The organism is Arthrobacter sp. Y81 (genome assembly GCF_002929335.1).
GTDB lineage: Bacteria > Actinomycetota > Actinomycetes > Actinomycetales > Micrococcaceae > Arthrobacter.
Window position 1 is genome coordinate 75511 of record NZ_PJIL01000014.1, and the last position, 21401, is coordinate 96911.

Annotated in this window: 15 protein-coding genes; 8 read left to right on the plus strand and 7 right to left on the minus strand. The window is 66.1% G+C overall.

Going from position 1 to position 21401, the window contains the following annotated elements; all coding sequences use genetic code 11:
* Positions 1-74: 74 nt before the first annotated feature.
* The 6 genes from CXQ91_RS17455 (at position 75) to CXQ91_RS17480 (ending at position 10270) form a co-directional block, all read left to right on the plus strand.
* Positions 75-4955, plus strand: coding sequence for an NAD-glutamate dehydrogenase (locus CXQ91_RS17455; protein WP_104175165.1), 4881 nt, complete (start codon positions 75-77; stop codon positions 4953-4955).
* Positions 4956-5088: 133 nt separating this feature from the next.
* Entirely contained in the window at positions 5089-5592 is a 504-nt protein-coding gene (locus CXQ91_RS17460; RefSeq protein WP_104175166.1) for a GNAT family N-acetyltransferase, read from the plus strand.
* A gap of 68 nt (positions 5593-5660) precedes the next feature.
* Complete coding sequence (locus CXQ91_RS17465; RefSeq protein WP_104175167.1) at positions 5661-6095, plus strand: acyl-CoA thioesterase; 435 nt, start codon at positions 5661-5663, stop codon at positions 6093-6095.
* A 215-nt stretch (positions 6096-6310) separates the two neighbouring features.
* The gene (locus CXQ91_RS17470; RefSeq protein WP_258074075.1) at positions 6311-7372 is read left to right on the plus strand and encodes an extracellular solute-binding protein; all 1062 of its coding nucleotides are present in this window, start codon (positions 6311-6313) and stop codon (positions 7370-7372) included.
* Positions 7373-7406: 34 nt separating this feature from the next.
* Positions 7407-8489, plus strand: a complete 1083-nt coding sequence (locus CXQ91_RS17475; protein ID WP_104175169.1) for an ABC transporter ATP-binding protein — start codon at positions 7407-7409, stop codon at positions 8487-8489.
* A complete protein-coding gene (locus CXQ91_RS17480; protein WP_104175170.1) occupies positions 8486-10270 on the plus strand; it encodes an iron ABC transporter permease in 1785 nt (594 codons plus the stop codon). Before CXQ91_RS17475 ends, CXQ91_RS17480 begins: the two co-directional genes overlap by 4 nt.
* Here the strand turns inward: CXQ91_RS17480 and CXQ91_RS17485 are convergent.
* From CXQ91_RS17485 to CXQ91_RS17495, 3 genes are all read right to left on the minus strand, one after another.
* The gene (locus CXQ91_RS17485; RefSeq protein ID WP_104175171.1) at positions 10248-11285 is read right to left on the minus strand and encodes an FAD-dependent monooxygenase; all 1038 of its coding nucleotides are present in this window, start codon (positions 11283-11285) and stop codon (positions 10248-10250) included. The genes CXQ91_RS17480 and CXQ91_RS17485 overlap by 23 nt on opposite strands.
* An 88-nt stretch (positions 11286-11373) precedes the next feature.
* A complete protein-coding gene (locus tag CXQ91_RS17490) occupies positions 11374-12561 on the minus strand; it encodes a 4-hydroxybenzoate 3-monooxygenase (RefSeq protein WP_104175172.1) in 1188 nt (395 codons plus the stop codon).
* A 127-nt stretch (positions 12562-12688) separates the two neighbouring features.
* A complete protein-coding gene (locus CXQ91_RS17495; protein ID WP_104175173.1) occupies positions 12689-13456 on the minus strand; it encodes an IclR family transcriptional regulator in 768 nt (255 codons plus the stop codon).
* A 136-nt stretch (positions 13457-13592) separates the two neighbouring features.
* Here CXQ91_RS17495 and CXQ91_RS17500 point away from each other — a divergent pair, with 136 nt between their 5' ends.
* A complete protein-coding gene (locus tag CXQ91_RS17500) occupies positions 13593-14870 on the plus strand; it encodes an aromatic acid/H+ symport family MFS transporter (protein ID WP_104175174.1) in 1278 nt (425 codons plus the stop codon).
* An 18-nt stretch (positions 14871-14888) separates the two neighbouring features.
* Here the strand turns inward: CXQ91_RS17500 and CXQ91_RS17505 are convergent, their stop codons facing one another.
* Positions 14889-15965, minus strand: a complete 1077-nt coding sequence (locus CXQ91_RS17505) for an FUSC family protein (protein ID WP_104175220.1) — start codon at positions 15963-15965, stop codon at positions 14889-14891.
* A 195-nt stretch (positions 15966-16160) separates the two neighbouring features.
* Between CXQ91_RS17505 and mscL the strand changes: the two genes are divergently transcribed.
* On the plus strand, positions 16161-16679 hold the full coding sequence (gene mscL, locus CXQ91_RS17510) for a large conductance mechanosensitive channel protein MscL (RefSeq protein WP_104175175.1): 519 nt from the start codon (positions 16161-16163) through the stop codon (positions 16677-16679).
* 30 nt (positions 16680-16709) lie between these two features.
* On the opposite strand, the gene CXQ91_RS17515 is transcribed toward mscL, so the two are convergent.
* From CXQ91_RS17515 to CXQ91_RS25360, 3 genes are all read right to left on the minus strand, one after another.
* Positions 16710-17885 carry a DegT/DnrJ/EryC1/StrS aminotransferase family protein gene (locus tag CXQ91_RS17515; RefSeq protein WP_104175176.1) on the minus strand — a complete coding sequence of 392 codons (1176 nt, stop codon included), beginning with the start codon at positions 17883-17885 and terminating at the stop codon, positions 16710-16712.
* A gap of 260 nt (positions 17886-18145) precedes the next feature.
* Positions 18146-20761 (minus strand): WecB/TagA/CpsF family glycosyltransferase, encoded by a 2616-nt coding sequence (locus tag CXQ91_RS17520; protein WP_104175177.1) that lies wholly within the window; start codon positions 20759-20761, stop codon positions 18146-18148.
* 9 nt (positions 20762-20770) lie between these two features.
* Positions 20771-21367 carry an acyltransferase gene (locus tag CXQ91_RS25360; RefSeq protein ID WP_251042934.1) on the minus strand — a complete coding sequence of 199 codons (597 nt, stop codon included), beginning with the start codon at positions 21365-21367 and terminating at the stop codon, positions 20771-20773.
* Between the last annotated feature and the right edge of the window lie 34 nt (positions 21368-21401).

The following is a 21401-nucleotide window of genomic DNA, read 5'->3' on the forward strand; positions in this document are numbered from 1 at the left end:
GATGAAAGCAGGCGTGGGGACAGGATGGTCGGCCGCGGCATGCGGTTGCTCCCCGCGCGTGGAGGCGCAGTGGCATGTCACACAGATCGGTACACACGGAGCATGCACCCGCCAGCCTCCACGGCTTCGAAGAACAATTCCTCTCGGCCTACTACGAGCACGTAGCGCCGGAGGACCTCCAGGGATATAGTCCCGAAAACCTGGAGCAGAGGGCCAGACAGCATGCGGAACTGGCAGGCGGCCGCCCGGCAGGCACGGCGGCCGTCGATGTCCTGAATGAAAGCGACGCCAGCGTCCTGCTGGTGGTTGCCGACGCCATGCCGCACCTGCTCCATTCGCTCACTGCCGAGCTGACCCGCCAAAACGAAGCCATCCGGTTGCTGGTCCACCCCACCTTCCTGGTGCGCCGGGACCCACAGACGCACCGGCTGCTGGAGGTGCGTCATGGGTCCTCGCCATCCGGTGCGGCGGGCAGAATCGTGGCTGCGGCGGTCACCGCGGGTGAGGCCGGCACAGCCGGAACCGCCCAGGACCCTCCGGGGTGGCTGTCGGAAACCTGGGTGGCGGCAGAGATCGGCCGCTTGCCCGGGTCGCGGGCCATCGCGGAGCTCATGAACAATGTGAGGCGGGTGCTGGCTGACGTCCAGGTGGTCGCCGATGACACCCCCGCCATCCACTCCCGCCTCGCGCGTGCGATCGGCTCGCTGGACCGGTTGCCTGCCGGCTCGGCTCCGGCTCCGGAGCAGCTCGGTGAGCTCCTGGGCTGGCTGGACCGCGGAAACTTCATGTTTTTGGGGTACAGCGAGTATGAATACCCGACGGCGGGCGGCCCGGAGAGCGTAAACCTGCGGCCCGGCTCGGGGCTTGGCCTGCTCAGGGACGGCCGGCCGGAAGCCCGCCAGCCGGTCACCGGGCTTCCGCATTCGCAGGTTCTCACGCTCGCCACGTCGGACCTGAGATCGTCAGTCCCCCGCCCGGCGTACCTGGATGAAATCCTCGTTCGGACCTTCGGCAGCGCAGGGCAGCCAACGGGTGAGATTCGGTTCGTGGGACTGTTCGCCCCGGGGGCCACAGGCCGGTCCGTGCGGCGCATCCCGGTCATCCGGGACAAGGTGCGCGCAGTCCAGGAACGCTTCGGCTTCACCGAGATCTCCCATCCCGGCAAGCAGCTGCTGGCCGTCCTCGAGTCCTTCCCCCTGGATGAGCTGTTCCATCTGAGCCTGGACGAACTGACCCGGCTCTCCCGCGAGATCCTGCTCCTGCAGGCCCACCACCAGACGCGGGTGTTCCTGCGGGCTGACAGCTACGGCCGCTTTATGACCGCCCTGGTGTTCCTCCCCCGGCACAGGTACAGCACTGCTGTCAGGCTCCGGATCGAACAGGAGCTCAAGCAGGCCTTCAGCTCCTCCTCGCTCGAATTCGAAGTCCGGCTGAGTGAATCGCCCATGGCCCGCGTCTTCTTCCGGATACTGTTGCCTGGCGGCGGGATCCCCGACGTCGATCCCGCGGCGCTGGAGCGGAGCCTCGTCAGCGCGACGCGGACCTGGGCTGAAGGCCTGGACGAAACGCTTCGTGACAGGCTGCCGCACGCCGAGGCCAGCCGGCTGTCAGCGCTGTGGTCCGCGGCCTTCCCCGCCAGCTACCGGGCCGACTTCGAAGTCGAGGACGCGGTGGAAGACATCAGGCGGTTCGAGCAGTTCGATCTGGACGGCACGGGCGGTCGGCCGCTGAACGATCCGCAGCTGGCCGTCTACTTCCGCACCGATGCGTCCCCAACGTTGGCCGAAGACGCCCGGATCCGGCTCTACCTCACCAGCGCCCAGAGCCTGACGCAGATCCTGCCGTTCTTCCACAACCTCGGACTGGAGGTGCTGAACCAACGGCCCTTCGATGTGATCCGCGGAAATGACCGGCAGTTGTTCCTGTACGACCTCGGCGTCAGGTATCCCGCCGGCGTTGACCCGGCCGGGACCAGCGCGCTGCTGGCGGAAGCCTTCAGCGCCGCCGTCCGGGGGGACGCAGAGTCTGACCGCTTCGACGCCCTGGTGCTCCGGGAGGAGCTCACGTGGCGGAAGGTGGTCATCCTGCGCAGCTACGCCAAGTACTTGAGGCAGCTGGGAACCATCTACACCTACGGCTTCATCGCCGACACCCTGCTGGCCAACGTGCCCGCCACCCACGCCCTACTCAGCCTGTTCCGTGCCCGGTTCGATCCCGAGCTCAGCCACTCCCGGCGGCTCCAGGATACGGCTGCCGCCCGCGCCGCAGTGGCCGACGCGATCGACGCCGTCCCGTCCTTGGAAGCGGACCGATTGCTGCGGACCTTCCTGAACCTGATAGAGGCGACAACCCGCACCAACTTCTTCCGCCACCGGCCCTACCTGAGTTTCAAGCTCCGGCCGTCCGACATTCCCGGAGCACCCTACCCCCGGCCGAAATTTGAGATCTGGGTCTATTCGCCCCGTGTGGAAGGCGTGCACCTGCGGTTCGGCCCCGTGGCGCGCGGCGGGCTGAGGTGGTCGGACCGGCGTGAGGATTTCCGCACCGAGATCCTTGGCCTCGTCAAAGCCCAGACGGTCAAAAATTCGGTGATTGTCCCCACCGGCGCAAAGGGCGGTTTCTATCCCAAAAGGCTGCCCAGTCCGGTCTCTGACCGTACCGCCTGGCTCACAGAAGGGGAGGAAAGCTACAAGGACTTTGTCCGCGGGCTGCTGGACGTCACGGACAACCTGGACCCGTCCGACGTCGGGACGGTGCCATCGCGCGGGACCCCCGGGCGGGTCATATCACCGGAGAATGTGGTGAAGCACGACGACGACGATTACTACCTCGTGGTGGCGGCCGACAAAGGAACTGCCGCGTTCTCCGACACGGCTAACGCCGTGGCATTCGAATACGGCTTCTGGCTGGGCGATGCCTTCGCCTCAGGCGGTTCCGCAGGCTACGACCACAAGCAGATGGGCATCACGGCCAGCGGCGCCTGGGAGTCCGTCAAGCACCACTTCAGCGAACTCGGCATCGACTCGCAGCAGGAAGACTTCACGGTTGCCGGCGTCGGCGACATGAGCGGCGACGTGTTCGGCAACGGAATGCTCCTGTCCAACCACATCCGGCTCGTGGCAGCCTTCGACCACCGGCACATCTTCCTGGACCCGACTCCGGACGCGGCCGGCTCGCTGGCGGAACGCCGCCGCCTGTTCATGCTGCCCCGATCGTCCTGGGCGGACTACGACGCCTCGCTGATCAGCCCGGGCGGCGGCGTGTTTCCGCGCCATGCAAAGTCCATCCCCATCACTGCCCCGGTAATTTCGGCGCTCGGGCTCCCGGGCACGACGTCGATGATGACTCCGCCGGAGCTGCTGCAGGCCATCCTGCGCGCGCCGGTGGACCTTATCTACAACGGCGGCATCGGGACGTACATCAAGGCGTCTTCCGAAACGCACGGCGAAGTGGGCGACAAGGCAAACGACCCCATCAGGATCAACGGCAATGAGGTCCGGGCCAAGATCATTGCCGAGGGCGGCAATCTCGGCGTCACGCAGCTCGGCCGGATTGAAGCCGCTTTGGGCGGCGTCCTGCTCAACACCGATGCGATCGACAATTCGGCCGGGGTGGACTGCTCGGACCATGAGGTTAACATCAAGATCTTCATCGACCGCATGATCGCCACAGGCAGGATGGCAGCGTCCGAACGCACCGGGTTCCTGCACTCGCTCACGGACGAAGTGGCACGGCTTGTGCTGAAAAACAACCGCGACCAGAACACCCTGCTGCACAACGACCGGGCCCTGGTCCTGGATTGGAGCCCCGGGTTTGAGCGAACCATGGACTGGCTGGAGAACGCCTCCGACCTTGACCGGCGGCTGGAAGGACTGCCGAGCACAGAACAGCTCCATGCGCGGCTGCTGACCGGCAAAGGCCTCACGGCACCCGAACTGTCCGTGCTGGCGGCGTACGCGAAGATCGAACTTGCCAAGGAACTGAGCGAAAGCGAAGTCGCCGAGGATCCCTGGTTCGAACGGGTGCTCCGCAGCTACTTTCCGCATCAGCTCGTGGACCGTTTTGGCCCGGAACTCAATGCCCACCCGCTGCGCCGGCAGATCATCTGCACAGTCCTGGCCAACGACATGATCAACCTCGGCGGAATCACCTTCGCCTTCCGGACCATCGAGGAAACCACCGCCACCGCCGCGGCTGTTGCCAGGGCATTCGTTGCAACCCGCGAAGCCTACGACCTGCAGCGGTTCGTGGACCGGGTGGCCGAGCTGCCCCCCGCGTTCCCCAGCGAACACGCCGCAGAGCTGACCCTGCACATGCGCCGGATCCTCGATCGGGCCATCCGCTGGTATGTCACCCACGACCATCGCGACCAGCCCGTTGCCGAGGCCCTCGCCCGGATCATGCCCACGCTGGAGCTGCTGCGGAACAGGACCCGGGACTTCCTGCGCGGTGACAGCATCGACCTCGTCGAGGAACGGCAGGCACATTGGGACGGCGTGGGGCTGCCCCATGACCTGGTACGCCGCGCCGGCGCCCTCCTCGAGAGCTTCGGGCTGCTGGACATCTCCCTGATATCGGAACAAATCGATGAGCCCATCGAACGGATCGTGGACCTGTACTGGACCGTGTTTGCGCGGATCGGCGCACTCAGGCTGCTGCTGCGCATCACGGCTCTTCCCCGGGAGAACCGGTGGGAGGCACTCGCCCGGGCAGCACTGCGGGACGATGTCTATTCAGCCGTCGCCGACATGACGATTTCGGTGATGGAGATGACGAAGGGCGCTGACGCCGAAAGTGCTGATTCAATCGAGCGGATCGTGGCCTGGGAACGCGGCCACCAGGAACAGCTGGTGCGGATCAAGGACACGTTCGCGGAAGCCACCAGGCCCGGACAGACTGACATCCACTCGATCTCAGTGGCCCTCAAGCTGCTGCGGACGCTGGTGCGGCGCTAGGCCCAGGCCGTCGCGAGGCCCGTCGCGGAGCTCCGACTCCATAGTTCTCCGGACGCTTACGCGCAGGAAACACCGCGGAAATGGCACCCTCTTAGGCTTATTTTGCATAACCCTTCGGCGAAGCGAGGCAGTGATGCAGACCAATCCCCGACTCAACATCAGGCAGGTCACCTGGGCAAACCCCGTAGGCGCCGACCTGCGTGCCGCCCAGCAGGCGGAACTGGACGCGCGCTTCGGTACGAAGGACCACGAACCCGGGCCGCCGCCGTCGGAAGCGGATACTGCCATATTCCTGGTGGCTTATGAGAAGAGCTCGGGACAGCCGGTGGGATGCGGCGGCCTGAGGATGCTGGACTCCACCACGGCGGAGATCAAGCGGCTCTACGTCCTGCCGTACACGCGGGGTTCGGGCGTTGCCAGCTCCATTCTCGCCGCACTGGAGGCGCACGCCTACGGAATGGGCGTCACCTCGATCACCGCCGAGGCGGGCTCGGCCCAGCCGGACGGCAGGAACTTCTACCAGAGCTGCGGCTTCGACGAAGTGCCCAACTTCGGCCCGTACATCGGAGTGGAGCACTCCTACTGCTACGCGAAGAAGATCGATTCACACAGCGCCGCCCACACGGCCATGGCCTGACGACGGCGGCAGGCGGCTGCCGCCGTCACACTGCCGCCGCCCGGCCGCCGTCGGCTAATCTCGCATTTATGGAATCGGCAGACATCACTTTCCGCACACGTAAATGGGTGCGCCCCGAAGACCTCAACGCCAACGGCACCCTGTTCGGCGGGAGCCTGCTGAAGTGGATCGACGAGGAAGCGGCCATCTACGCCATCCTGCAGCTTGGCAACGGCCGGGCCGTCACCAAGTACATTTCCGAGATCAACTTCGTCAGCTCCGCGGTGCAGGGCGACCTGATCGAAATGGGACTGACCGCCACGCGCTTCGGCCGGACATCACTGACCATGCGCGCCGAAGTGCGGAACATGATCACCCGGCAAAGCATCCTCACCATCGAGGAGATCGTGTTCGTGAACCTCAGCCCGCACGGCAAGCCCGAACCCCACGGCTATACCGAGATCACCTACGACCGCGACCGCATCCCCACGCACCACCTGACGGAGACCCTGGAACAGGACTGATTCAACCCCCGAGGCGGGCCGGAAGTTCACCGTGCGTTAAACCCGCGGATGCACGATGTTGCGGCAGTTCCACAAGACTCGAACACCGAGGCCGAGTAGTTTATCGAATCGATAGCTATAAACGGCACTAATCGGCATGGGCCGCTATAGGCTTGCCGGACAATGCTCCGGTTCCAGTTCAGAAATGGGTCTCAATCGTGCACAAATTCCAAACAATGGTCACCGCCGCCGTCGCCGTCACCCTTCTGGCCGGCTGCGGTGCCGGCTCCGCCGCCCCCGAAACATCTGGTAGTTCCTCCGCAGGAGGGGCATCCGGCGACACGTTGGTTGTGTACACCAACTCCAACGGCGAGGGCCGCGGGGAGTGGCTGACGAAGAAGGCTGCAGAGGCTGGCTTCAAGATTGAAATCGTGGGGGCCGGCGGCGCCGACGCGACCAACAAGCTGATCGCCGAGAAGAACAACCCCATTGCCGACGTCGCCTTCGGCCTCAACAACATGTACTTCGCGCAGGTCAAAGCAGCCGATGCCATCGAGGCCTATAAGCCGGCCTGGGCAGACGAGGTGGACGCCTCGCTCGCCGACAGCGACGACGAAAAGGCCTACTGGCCGCTGGTGAAGCAGGCAATCATGCTCGGCTACAACTCGGACAGGATCACCTCGGAGCAGGCGCCGAAGGACTGGACGGACCTGTGGTCCAAGGACGAGTTCAGGACGCGCTATGAGCGGGTCACGGGGCTGGGTACGGCCACGGCGCAGCTTGTTTTCGCCGGCATTCTTTCCCGCTACAGGGACGATTCCGGCGATCTGGGCATCTCGGATGAAGGCTGGAAGCAGGTGGAGCAGTACTTCCAGAACGGCAGCCCGGCCGTGGCGAAGACCGACCTCTTCGCCCGCATCGCGTCAGGGGAAGTGGATATGGGCCAGATGCCATCCTCGATCGTGGCGGAACGCGAAAAGTCGTTCAAGGTGAGCGTGGAAACCGTGCTGCCTTCCGTCGGAGTCCCGCTCGCGGTGGAACAGGTAGCCCTCGTGAAGGGCACGGACAAGAAGGAACAGGCGCAGAAGTTTATCGACTGGTTCGGGAGCGCGGACGTGCAGGGCGAATGGGCGCAGCAGTTCAATTCCATGCCTGTGAACAAGGGCGCAGCTGCCAAGGCCAAGCCCGAGGTGGTGGAGTTCTTCGACGGGCTCAAACAGCAGGACATCGACTGGAACTTCGTCCAGCAGAACATGGGCGCCTGGGTGGAGAAAATCGAGCTCGAGTACATGACGTAGTCCTCCCCCTCAACAGCCCACAGACAGGTTTCCCATGATCCGCTTGGACAACATCGAAGTTTCCTTCGGTGATTTCATTGCCATCCCGCGCCTGGACCTCCACGTCCGACCGGGGGAATTCTTCACCCTGTTGGGTCCGTCGGGCTGCGGCAAAACGACAGCGCTTCGCACCCTGGCCGGCTTCATCGAGCCCTCCGCCGGGACCGTCCATGTCGACGGCAGGAACGTCACCCGCCTGCCCAGCGACAAACGCCAAGTGGGGATGGTGTTCCAGAATTACGCCTTGTTCCCCAGCATGAGCGTCCGGGAAAACATCGCCTTCGGTCTCCGCGTCCGAAAGGAGAAGTCCGCCGAGAGTGACCGCCTGGTGCGCGATATCGCACGCCGCGTGGAGCTCAGCGACGAGCAGCTCGACAAGAACGTGGCGGAACTCTCGGGGGGCCAGCAGCAGCGCGTTGCAGTTGCCCGCGCCCTGGTGCTGCGGCCCAAAATCCTGCTGCTCGACGAGCCGCTCTCCAATCTCGATGCCAAACTGCGGCACCAGCTGAGGCAGCAGCTCAAGGACCTGCAGAGCGAGTTCGGGATCACCACTGTTTATGTGACCCACGACCAGGACGAGGCGCTGGCCATGAGTGACCGCGTGGCCGTCTTCAACAAGGGCGCGGTGGAGCAGGTGGGCACCCCGCAGGCTATCTACGACCAGTCCGCCACCGAGTTCGTGTGCAAATTCATCGGCGACAGTTCCGCCCTGACCGCGGAGTTCGTCACTGAACTGAACCGCCTTTCCGGCGCCGGCCTCGGCACGGCGGCCAATTCCTACCTACGGGTGGAAAAGGCGTCCCTGACGCTTCCCGCAGCCGGCGGTACAGCAGACGGCGGCACCGCCGTCGGGCTTGCCGGAGAGGTGGTGTCACGCACCTACCACGGCCTCCACAGCCGCTACGTAGTGCGGAGCCACGGCGCCGAAATCCGGCTGCTGGTCAAGGAGGACGGCGGCGCGCATCCGGAAGCAGGGACGCGGACCACCGTGTATGTCCAGCCGGACCACGTGCTGCAGTACCACCCCGATACCGGAGCCGCCCTGGCCAGGCAGGATCAGGCGGCGGCTATCCGATGAGTGGCACCTCAGCCAAAAGCATGCTCCGCTCCCCGTTCGTCATCATTGTGGGAACGGTCCTGACGTGGTTCATCGCTGCCTTCCTCGTCTGGCCCAACGCCAACGTGCTGATCGAGACGTTCTTCCCTGGCGGGAACTTTTCGGGCCGGGCGGCGGAGAAGCTGTTTTCCTCCCAGCGCGCCATGAAATCCCTGGGCAACAGCTTCCTGCTGGCGGTGGCGCTTTCCATCACGGTGAACGTCGTGGGAATCTTCATCGTCCTGGTCACCCACTACTTCCGGATCCGCGGTTCCAGGATTCTGTTCCTCGGCTACGCCACCACATTCATCTATGGCGGCATCGTGCTGGCGGCGGGCTACAAGTTCATCTACGGCGAAAAAGGGATCGTCACAGCTTTCCTGCTGAATGTCTTTCCCGGCATGGAACCCGGCTGGTTTTCGGGATTCTTTGCCGTGTTGGCGGTCATGACGTTCGCCACCACCACCAACCACATGCTCTTCGTCGCGAACGCCCTCAAAGGCGTCGACTACCAGACAATCGAGGCGGCCAGGAATCTCGGCGCTTCCACGTGGACCATCCTTCGTCGCATTGTGCTGCCCATGCTGAAACCCACTCTCTTTGCCGTGACCATCCTGTCCTTCCTCACCGGGCTGGGGGCACTCAGCGCCCCGCAGGTCCTCGGCGGACGCGACTTCCAAACCATCACCCCAATGATCCTCACGTTCACGAACAGCCCCACGTCCCGGGATCTGGCCGCCCTGCTCGCCGTCATCCTGGGCGTGGCTACCATCCTGATGCTCGCCGTGATGTCACGCCTGGAAAAGGGCGGAACGTACTTTTCGGTGTCCAAGGTTTCCTCTGCGCTGCAGAAGCAGAAAATCGCCAACCCGGCAGCCAACGTTGCTGTCCACGCGGCCGCTTACCTGCTGTTCGCGGTTTACACGCTGCCCGTGGTGCTGATTGTGTTGTTTTCCTTCGCGGACGGCGCGGCCATCCAGACGGGGCATCTCTCACTGGACAGCCTCACCATGGATAACTACGTGCGCGTGCTGACGCAGCCCTCAGGCCTGAGGCCCTTTGTCATTAGCGTTGTGTACAGCGCAGTTGCTGCGGTCATTGCCGTCGGTGGCCTGCTGTTTGTGGCGCGGATCCTGCAGAAGCACAAGAACTGGGTGACTGCCATGTTTGAGTACCTGCTGCACATCCCCTGGATCCTGCCGTCGGCTTTGCTGGCCCTCGGCCTGATCATCAGCTACGACCACCCGAACCCCCTGGTGGGCGGCGCGGTCCTCACCGGGACCACCGTCATTCTCCTCATCGCCTTCGTCACGGTGAAGATCCCCTTCACGCTCAGGATGCTCAAGGCTTCGTTTGCGTCGGTGAACTCATCACTGGAGGAGGCGGCCGCCATCATGGGGGCCAAGACGCTTTACGTGTTCCGGCGCATTCTGCTGCCGCTGGTCCTTCCCGCCGCCGCGGCCATCGCGGCCTTGAACTTCAACAGCATGCTGGACGACTACGACACCGCCATCTTCCTGGCACACCCGCTGGTCCAGCCGCTGGGACTGGTCATCAAAGCCAACACGGACGGCGCAGAAGGCGTGGACGGAGTTTCCAACACGTTCGTTTACACCGTGCTGCTAATGGTCATCACCGGGCTGACGATGTACCTGGTGTACGGGAGATCCGGCGGACGGGGCCGCTCCAAGGGCAGAAAGCCCCTAGCCGCGCCTGGCACAGTGGCCGCCACTGTTTCACCTAGCCCTGCGCGGACCGGCTGAGCCGTCCGGCGAGGCTGAGAATCCCGTCCCGGAGCGGCTGGGCGGATTCCGTGAGCACGAGCCGGGTCATCGCGGAAGACGCCACGCGTAAGGCCTGGCTGCGCAGGACACGCCGCTTGTTATACGCCTTCAGGGCTTCCGGAAGCGGACGGGAGTTGAGCAGTTCCGCGAGGGTAACGGCGTCAATCAGGGCCTCGCAGGCACCACGCCCGAGGTTGGGTGTCATGCCGTGCGCGGCGTCTCCCACCAGCACGGAACCCTCCCGCGCGTAGCGTCCGAGGGCTGGCACGGTCCAGATGCGCTGGGCGAGGGTCCCCTCCGGCGTGGCCGCAGCCAGGACGCGGCCGATTCCGGCGGCTTTCCCCGAAAAGCGCCGGCGGGTGAGGTCCAGCGCCGCCGCGACGTCGATGCCGCCCGGGCCCAGGTCTGACCGGTACGAGGCATACCAGTACGTCCGATTCCGGGAGGCCGGAGCCATGCCGAACAATTCGCCGCGGCCCCAGTATTCGCCGCCGGCGTCCGCCGGGACAGGTTCGCTGATGATGCCCCGCAAGGCGAGGTAGGGGCTGAGCCGCTCCATGGACCGCAGACCCCACCGTGCCCGGCGGACCACGCTGTGAACGCCATCCGCTCCGACCAGCAGCCCGGTTTCGGGGAGCGATGTTACAGCCCCAAACACGCGGGCTACCGACTCCGGCACAGCAGCGTCCAGGTGCCGCAGCAGGTCCGCGCGTGAAACACCGATCACGCCGGAAACCTCGGCACGCAACAGTGCTTTCCCGGATGCGTTCCGCAATGCCATGGCTTCGAATCCGGATCCCGCCGCCCGGATTGCCGGCAGGATCCCCACGGAGCCGAGGGCCCGCTGGGCCTCCGGCCACATGGCCAGGGACGTTTCCACCGTTGGCAAGGTGTCCCGCTGCTCGTGCACGGCCACGTCGAAGCGATCCGGATCAAGCGTCGCGGCAAGGGCCAGGCCGGCGATGCCGCCGCCAACGATGGTTATGGCTTCCATGGACCGATGTTATGCCCGACGGCGGCAGCCGGGTTGTGCGGCCCGGTACCCGCCGCGCGGACAAACGCTCTGGGTGTGGGCCCCGACCCTAGGCGGTAGGCCAGCCGGTGTAGGCCTCGGCCAGGTAGGCCTTGCCGTGGCGGGACGACACTACCGAGTTGAGCTCGCCCAGCTGGCGTGCGCGGGAAAAGTCGTCGGCGTCCGCCGGCGTGTGGAGCATGGACGTCATCCAGTAGGAGAACTGCTGTGCCTTCCAGACGCGCTCCAGGGCGCGGTCGCTGTAGGCGTCCAGCAGCGCCGGGGAGCCGCTCCTGTAGTAGCTTTCCAGCCCCTCGAACAGGACCTTCACGTCGTGGATTGCCAGGTTCAGGCCTTTGGCGCCGGTGGGCGGCACGGTGTGGGCGGCGTCGCCGGCCAGGAAGAGCTTCCCGTGGCGCATGGGGGCGTGGACGAAGCTGCGGAACTTCAGCACCACCTTGTCGATGACCGGCCCTTCCTTGAGCTCGAAGCCGTTGCCGTTGACGCGGCTGCGGAAGGCGTCCCAGATGCGGTCTTCGCTCCAGTTGTTCACGTCCTCGTTGGGATCGCACTGGAAGTACATGCGCTGGACCGTCTCGGTCCGCTGGCTGATCAGGGCAAAACCGTTGTCCGAGTTGGCGTAGATCAGTTCGTCGGAGCTGCGCGGCGCTTCAGCCAGGATGCCGAACCAGGCGAAGGGGTATTCGTGGAAGTACCACTTGCGGTCCGCCTCGGGGATCTGGAAGCGGCAGTGGCTGCGGGAACCGTCCGCGCCGGTGATGAAATCGGCCTGCAGTTCGTACTCCACGCCGTCGGCATCCGTGAACCAGACCTTGGGCTTGCCTTCGATGTCGTGGATGGTGGTGTCCGTGACGCTGTAGCGGACGTCCCCGCCGTCGGCCTCGCGGCGTGCGGCGAGGTCCATGAACACGTCGGTCTGCGGGTACAGCCAGACGGACTCCCCCACCAGGCCCTTGAAGTCGATCCGGTGGCTTTCGCCGTTGAAGCGCAGCTCAATGCCGTCGTGCCGGTCGCCTTCCCGCAGCACCCGGTCCGAGACGCCGCTGTCCACCAGCATGTTCACGGTGCCGTGCTCCAGGATGCCGGCACGGACGGTCTCCTGGATGTCCTGGCGGCTGCGGATTTCGATCACGGTGGATTCGATGCCGGCCTTGGCCAGCAGGTGCGAGAGCATCAGCCCGGCCGGGCCGGCGCCCAGAATGGCCACCTGGGTGGTGATGACGGTGCGTGCTGCCATGGTGTTCCTCGCTTCGTTGCGCGACCCCGGCGGTAGGGTCCGGGGGCCTGTTGGATCGTCTGGCTAACAGTGTGCGCCCCGGTACGTGATCCGCGTTACAGGAATTCCGTTGAATGGAATCGGCGGGTTAGTCCCGCCCCTCGGCAGCGTTTTGGGATTCGCCCAGGCGGCGCCCGATCCCCCGGGCGGCGGTCTGCAACGCGGGCACCAGCGCCTGCAGGCGTACCTCCCGCAGGGGAACCACGACGCCGAGGGCGGCCACCGTCCGCTTCTTGCGGTCCATCACGGGGACGGCGATGCCCCAGGTGTCCGGATCCACCACGCCGGCCAGCTGGGCATAGCCCTGGTGGGCTGCTTCCCCGAGCTGGACACGCAGTTCAGCAACCGTCAGGCGGCCGGCGGGATCCGTGAAACCGTCCAGGTATTCCGCCTGGACGGCGTGTGCCTGGTTGGCCATCAGAACCAGCCCGGCGGAGGACACGTGCACCGGCATGCGTCCGGCAACCTGCGCCCGGTTGGCCACCGATCCGCGCCGGGACAGCCGCTCCACAAAGAGCGCCTCCCAGCCGTCCAGCACCGCAAGGTTCACATTCTGGTTCAGGACCTGCTGGATGTCCTCCATGAACGGCATGGCGGCCTGGCGGAGTTCCAGGGTGGGGGAATTGCGGTTGACCAGCTCCCACAGGCGAAGCCCCAGCTGCACCGAACCGGCGGAGCCGACATCCAGCAGCCCGTGCCCGGCCAGCTGCCGGACCAGCCGGTGGGCAGTGGTGAGCGGCAGCCCGGCGCGGGCGGCGAGCTCCGACAGGGGCAGGACGTTGACGCCCTCCGGAAACGCGGCAATAACGCGGACCACGCGGTCCACCACTGAGTCGCCGGAGCCCGAGTTGGCCACACTTCCCCTTCCATTGAATGGTTTGAAGTGTCCCACATAACACCGCCCAGTGGTACAAATCTCAGGGTAGGGACCCCTCGGTCCCGGCCGGTGCCACGGAGAAATCAACCGGTAAGCAATCAACGCTGAGGTAGCAATGTCAACAACGTCGTTGGAAAACAAATCACGCTGGCCTGTCTGGCTTTGCTGGCTGGCCATGGTCCTGGACGGATTCGACCTGGTGGTGCTTGGAACCGTCATTCCCACCCTCATCAAGACGCAGGACCTTGGCTTCGACGCCGTCGGTGCCACCTTCGCTGCAACGATCTCGCTGGTGGGCGTGGGACTTGGGGCCCTGTTCATTGCGCCGCTCTCTGACCGCTTCGGCCGGCGGAACCTGCTGGTTGCCTGCGTTACCTGGTTCTCCATTTTCACCATTGCCGTGGTCTTTGCGCCCAACGTGGCTGTCTTCAGCATCTTCAGGCTGCTGGCCGGACTTGGACTTGGCGCCTGCCTGCCCGCCGCGTTGGCCTACATGAACGACTACGCCCCTGCAGGATCAGCCGGCAAGTCGACCACCCGGACCATGACCGGCTACCACGCCGGCGCCGTGGCCACCGCGTTCCTGGCCCTGATGGTCATTCCGGACTGGCGCATCATGTTCGTCGTTGGCGGCATTGCCGGCTTCGTCCTGGTTCCATTCCTTTGGTTCAAGCTGCCGGAGACGCTGCCCGCGGTCATTACCTTGCCGGCCGTCTCCAAGCCCGCCGGCAAGGAAGCCTCGAAGGAAGCCGCGCCCGCCGTGGAAGAGCGTGCCAGCTTCCGGGACCTCGGCAGGAAGCCCTACCCCCTCGTGGCTGCCGGTGTTGCCATCGCCTCGTTTATGGGCCTGCTGCTGGTCTACGGGCTGAACACCTGGCTGCCGCAGCTCATGTCGTCCGCCGGCTACACGCTCACCGCCGGGCTGTCCCTCCTGCTTGTCCTGAACGTGGGCGCAGTCGTTGGCCTGGTGGTGGCCGGCATCCTGGCAGACAAGCACGGAACCAAGAAGATTGTGCTTCTCTGGTTCGCGCTCTCCGCCGTGTTCCTCGCCGCGCTCAGCGTGAAGATCCAGAACGAACTGCTCCTGAACGCTGCCGTCTTCGTGACCGGGGTCTTCGTCTTCAGCTCCCAGGTGCTGGTCTACGCCTGGGTGAGCCAGCTTTTCCCGGCCCGGCTGCGCGCCACCGCACTGGGCTTCGCCGCCGGCGTCGGGCGTCTCGGCGCCATCCTGGGCCCGGCGGTGACAGGGACGCTGGTGGCCGCCGGAATCGCCTACCCCTGGGGCTTCTACGTCTTTGCGTCGGCAGCCGTCCTCGCGGTGGCGGCACTCGTCCTGGTTCCGCAGGCCGTCACCGCCGCGGCCGGCAAGCGGACCGCCGTCGGGCCTTCCTGACGCCCGCCGCGGGACCTCTCAGGCGGCCACGCGCTGCGCGCGGCTCCCGGCCCGCAACCGCCGCCAGATGGCGGGGGTGACCACGACGGCGATGCCGACGGCGGCGCCGATGACCGTCTCGACGATCCTGTCCCGCAGCAGCACTTCGGGGACGGCGGGCGCCGCCAACAGCGTGGAACTCAGCGCCAGCGGCGTGACGAACACCTGGGCCAGCACGTATTGCCGCGCGATGAACATTTCGGCGCCGAACTGGCAGACGGCAATCACGAGAACCGTCTGCCACGGGGCAGGGTTCAGCAGGAGGACTCCCGCCAGCACGATCAGGCCCAGGACGGTTCCGATGATTCTCTGGATGCCGCGGGCCACGCGGTGACGGGTGGTCCGGCCGACCAACGGAACGACGGCGGCCACCATGGCCCAGTAATTGTGGCCGAACCCCAGCCGCTGGCCCACCACGGTGGCCAGCGTCCCGGCCAGTCCCGCAGCCACCAGGTAGCCCACGGCTTCGAGCCGCGCTGCCCGCTTTTCATCGGGCGTCAGCCGGGCAGGCTCCGGCATGGCCCACGGCGTGCGCCGGCTCCGAACCACGCGGGAGGAAATTCCGATCAGCAGGCAGAACACCGTTGTCACGACCGAAGCGAGCATGCACTGCCACAACGGCGGCTGGTGCGGAATCGAGGCGATGGCCGCGAAGGCGAAGATATGGAACAACGAACCGGCAGGACGGTGCCGCCACCAGGCGATCACGAGCGAACACGCCCCGGCAACCAAGGTGGTGGCGGCCACCTGCGTCCAGGTGCCCGCGGCGTCCGACAGGCCAAGCGCCTGCCCCGCCCGGGCCGATAACGTGGCCAGCAGGATCACCAGCAGCATGAGGGACCCGGCCCGCACCTGGATGAAGAGCCGCTTGCGGTGCAGCTCCCCGCGCCCGTAGATTCCGGTGAAGGCTCCGAAGGAAGCAAAGATTGCCAGGTCCATCCGGTCAATCAGGACCAGGATGATCAGCGGAATGAAGACGCCCACGGCGCACCGGATCGCGACGTGATGGTCCTTGTTGCCGGGGGCAATCGTGAACATCTCGGCGAACAGCTTCACGTGGGTCACGCCTTTCCATACGGTGCCAGTCTGACGGCGGCAGCGTTGGCGTCCATTCCAAATCCTACGCCCGCGGCCGGGCGGCACCGGCGGCAAAGGGGCATGCCGCCCGCTCAGCAGAACGCACTGCGGGCCTGCGGACTGGTATTGTCTATCGGTTAAATCACAGACCGAAACGCAATACCGGAGGACCCCATGCTTAAAGGATTCAAGGATTTCATCCTTCGCGGCAACGTGATCGAACTGTCCATCGCCGTCGTCGTCGGCACCGCGTTTACCGCGCTGGTCAGCGCCTTCACCACCAACATCGTGAACCCGATCATCGCCGCGGCCGGCGGTGTCCAGACCGAAGGTCTCGGGTTCCCCATCTGGCCCGGCAATGACAAGACCTTCGTGAACATCGGCGGGGTCCTCACCGCCTTCGTGACATTCCTCATTACCGCGGCAGTGGTGTATTTCATCTTCGTGGCGCCCATGAACAAGATCAACTCGCTGGTGAAGAGCCGGCTGGCAACGGCGGAACCGGAGGAAGAGCCCATCCCCGCGGACACCGCACTCCTGGCCGAGATCCGGGACCTGCTGACCCAGCTCGCGGACAGCGACAAGGAACTCACCACCGCCGGCGTCAGCCGTGCCTCGACCGGAACGGCCGCCGGAGCCGGCACCGCTACCGGAGCCGGAACGGCCGCGAACGGATCCGAGCGCTCACGCTGACGGCCCGGCGGGTGCTGACGGCCCGGCGGGTCAGGCGCTGGCCGCCTCCCCCCGCCGGAACCCGCCGTTCCATTTGCCGCGCCGCACGGTCACCGGTATCCCGGCTGCCGCGAGCCTGACGGAACGGCACACGCGCGACTGTTCGCCCGGAGTCAGCTGATGGTAGACCGGCAGGACCACTGTTCTGTCCGTCAACCGTTCGGTTACCGACAGGTCCGCCGTGCCATAATCCCGGCCCCGATACTCCGGCTGCCGGTGGGCGGCCAGGATCCCGGCGCCCGCCGAGATCCCGTCGCGCGCCAGCCGTTCCAACAGCTCAGTCCGAGGCAGGGCGAAGGACGGCAGCACTTCCAGCCAGAAAGACTGGAAATTGCTGGTGCCGTAAGAGGGGTCCCTGACGGGGCGCAGACCCTCAATCCGGGCGAGCGCCAGCTGGTAGCTGGCGACAATTTCCCTGCGGTGGGCAACGGCTTCCTGCAGCCGGCCTAGCTGAACCAGGCCGATGGCAGCCTGCAGCTCGGTCATGCGGTATTCGAATCCCGGCTCGCTCGCGGCGCCATCACGCAACTCCCGCGCCCGGCTTGCCCAGGCGTCACTTCCGGTGGTCAGCATGCCGCCTTCCCCGGTGGTCAGGACCTCGCACGAGTCGAACGACCACGCTGTCAGCTCTGCCCCGGCTCCCACCGGACGGCCCAGATACGTGGATCCCACACCGCAGGCGGCGTCCTCAATGACCGTGACGCCGAGCGGATCGCACAGGTCCCGGATCGGCTCCAGGTCTACCGGCAGGCCGCCCTGGTCCACAACGATCACAGCCCGGGTGGCCGGTGTCAGGGCAGCCTCGATTGTCCTGCCGGACACATTGCCGGTGCCCGCCTCGACGTCGGCAAAGACGGTCCTGGCCCCCAGGTGGCTGACGGCGTTGGCAGTCGCCACGGAGGAGAACGAGGGCAGGACGACGTCGTCCTGCGGTTCGACCCCGGCGACCCTCAGCGCCAGAAGGAGTGCCGCGGTGCCGCTGGCCACTGCGACGGCGTAGGATGCCTGCTGCGCGGAGCCGAAGGCCTCCTCGAACTGCCCGACGCGTGGCCCTTGCGCCATCCGGCCGGAAGCGAGCACCTGAACAACGGCATCCGCCTCCTCCGGTCCGAGCCACGGCCTCATGACGCCAATGTGACTGACCGTATGGTCTTCGCTGATGGTCACTGGATCCTCCCGCTCCTCAAAACGGCATTAGTTATGCACCTTCCATTCAACGCGCCGTCCTTCTACCCCGTCACGAGAGTTTTGTACGCGCATTTTCCCCGCAGGACACCGCTGTTGAGGCACGGAATACCCGCTTGGGAATCGTGATCCTGCCCGGCCACCGCGGCGGTACTCGGATTGCTCGCCGCGGAACACCCCTGCATTACCTGCACTGGGCGGGGCGGGCATGGCGTGGCCGGGCCACGCTCAGGCTTAGCTCATCAGCCCGCTGTTCCTTCCCGGGCCGGCGCACGGCTGCTGTCATCCCGTTCCCACGTCCCCGATCCCGCCGCCCCCTGCCGGCCGGCAACCGCGAATCCCAAATACACCGCGGCATGGACAGCGGAGAGCGGCCCGCGAACAGAGCGCAGCACTTCGCCGAAAGTCTGACGGGCGGTGCTGTGCTGGCCGGCATCGCCGTTCTGCTCGGCATTGCCTCGGTACACGCGGTGCAGTACTGCCAGCTGGTCCCTGGGCGTCCGGGGCGGACGGATCACCACGGGATCGACGTCGAGGACGCCCTTTTCCGCTGGCTCGAAAAGCCGGTCCACGAACAGGTCATCCGCGGTGAGGTTCGGGAACTCCTTGAACCGCTTGCGCCCCTGCTCCGACAGGCCGTAGACCCCTCCGGCCCACAGCCGATTCCGCGCAGAGGGCAGGCGCAGCCGTGTGCGGTAGTAGGAGTGGATCAGCGGATGGGCGTCCTGAAGGTCGAACTGCACGGCCGGGCGCACGGCCAGAGGTCCGCCGGTTCCGAGCGCCGTCAACACGTCCCGCACCGCCCGCGGGCTGATCTGCACATCGGCGTCCAGATAAAGCCTGGGCCACTTCGTGGCAGCCGCGTCGCCGGCGTTGAGGGCGGCCGACTTGGAGGGCCGCCCGATTTCCAGGACCGTCACTCCTTCAAAGCGCCGGGCGATCGCGGCGGTATCGTCCGCGCAGCCGTTGCAGACCACAATCACTTCGATCTGCCCGGCCGCCGCGAGCGGAGCAAGGGGGGCGAGCGTCCGCGCGATCACACTGGCCTCGTTGTGCGCCGGGACAATCACCGAACCGGCCGGGAAGAAGGCGGTATCGGGGTCCCTGGTGGCCACAGGCAGGGCGGTCCAGCTGCCTTCGTCCAGGACCGTCCGCAGCACTCCCCTCCGGTCCGGCTTCCAGCAGCGCAGCGCCTCGGACAGGACCACGGCGCCGTGGAAGACCTTGGCGTAGGCCGACGAATGGTATTTGCGGAAGTACCGCACACGGTTCACGGCCAGCAGGGCGTTGAGCTGTGGTGAGGTGCCTGATCCGGCACCCGCGTGAATCATGACAGCGGCCGGCTCGTACCAGACGGTCTCACCCATTGTCCGCAGGCCGCGGAAGAAATCCACCTCCTCCGAGTAGAGGAAGTAGGACTCGTCCCACGCCAAGGCGTCGGCCAGGCTGCGGCGGACCATCAGCGCCGCGCCGGTTGCCCAGTGCACGGTGTGCGGGTGGGCGTAGCTCTCCGGGTTGTAGTCGGTGCCGGCCAGCCAGCCGGGCCGGTTGGGGAAACGACGTCCCACCAGCGCGTCTCCCACTGCATTGGCAAGGCTCGGCTCGCGGTACAGGGACGGACTCGTTGTGCCGCTTTCATCTAGGAGCCGAGGAACGACTGCCCCGGCACGGGAGGAATGCAGGCGGTGCATCATGGTCTTCAGGCTTCCGCGTTCCACCGTGACGTCCGGATTGAGCACCACCACGGTGGCGGTGTCGCCGGCCCGCCGCATGGCGGCATTGATGCCGCCGGAGTATCCCAGGTTGCCCCCGGTCGCGAAGGCGATGACGTCCGGGTGGGCGCTGCGCACCTTGGCCAGGGTGCCGTCAGTGGAGGAATTGTCCGCCACCAGCACGCGCAGGGTGAGGTCCGCTGTCTCCTCCCGCAGGCTCTCCAGCAGTGGCCCCACACCGTGGGCACTGTTGTAGGTGACGACAACGACGGCGGCATCCGCGGCGCCGTCGGGTCCGGTGAAGCGGCCCGGAGTCCGCGGTGCGGGAGCGGCCGACGGCACGGACTCCAGCCGGGGGTGAGGCACGGTGCACGACGCGGTCCGCAGCTTCAGGTACGCTGGCGGGCCGTCAATAAGGTAGCGGCTGGCGAGCCGTTTGGGTTCCAGGGCCAGGCGGTAGCCCCATTCCAGCCCGTGGTCGCTGGCCCATTGCGGTGCGCGATGCACCCTACCGGCCAGGAAGTCCAACGCTGCACCGAAGGCTAGCAGCACGGCGGCGCCGGTCAGGGCGGCGTAGTGGTCGATCCAGAGCTCCTGCCGTGGCTTGCCAAGTCCTACGTAGAGGATCTGGGTGCCCGCGGCCGCAATGTCTGCCGCGATCCGCTCCGAGTCGCGGGCGGAGGCCAGTTCTTCCCGGTCCGGTGACCACATTCCGGCGACCTGGAGGCGCGGATGCTCAACGGCAATTTTCCGGATCAGAATCTGCTGGTTCTCCGGTGAACCGCCTAGGAAACCCACGCGGAGTCCCAACTGCTCGGCGCGGTCCAGCAGTGGCGAGGCGAGGTCGCTTCCCGCCAGCCGCGGCCAGCGATGCCCGGTGAGCCGTTGGGATTGCGAAACCAGCGGCGCACCGTCGAGCAGATAGAGCCAGTCAACCGTGCTGGCAGGGTCTGCGTGCAGGGTGCCTTCCCATCGGCCGCCGGCACCGAAGTGGTGCAGGTGGTCCAGGTTGACGGAGGCAACGCCGAGGGGCGGCAGGCCCGTCCGTCCGGCCCGGGCCAGGATGAGTTCCAGGGCCGGCCCGGGATCCATCAGATCAACGGGGGTGCCACCCAGAATTACTTTGTCGGCGTCCAGGTTTTCCACGTCGCGTCCTCAGTATTTTTCGGCGGGCGCGAGCTGGCCCTTGGTTTCGAAGTAACGGCGCCCCGTGACGGGGCAGAGCCAGCTGCCGCCGTCGTCCTGCTTGAGCGGATGGCCAGCCTCACCCACCCAGCCCATTTGCCGCGCCGGCACGCCCGCCACCACGGCATAGGCCGGGACGTCCCGGGTCACGACGGCGCCGGCCGCCACCGTGGCCCACTCGCCGATGGTGACGGGCGCGATGCACACCGCCCTTGCACCGACGGAGGCGCCCTTCCCGACAGTCACGCCCACGGCCACCCAGTCTTCGGAACCCTTGAGTGTTCCGTCAGGTGTGATGGCCCGCGGATGGAGGTCGTTGGTGAGCACCGCCGCTGGGCCAATGAAGACGCCGTCGGACAACCGGGCCGGTTCGTAGACCAGGGCGTAGTTTTGGACTTTGCAGTTGTTGCCCAGCAGGACGGCCGGCCCAACGTAGGCTCCGCGCCCGATGTTGCAGTTGCTGCCCAAGGCGGCGTCTTCCCTGATCTGCGCCAAATGCCAGATCCGCGATCCTTCTCCGATGCTGGCGGACTCTGCCACGTCGGCCGTGGCTGCGATGGTAATCATGTCGTTCCTCCCGGGGATGCTGTCGCCGGACACC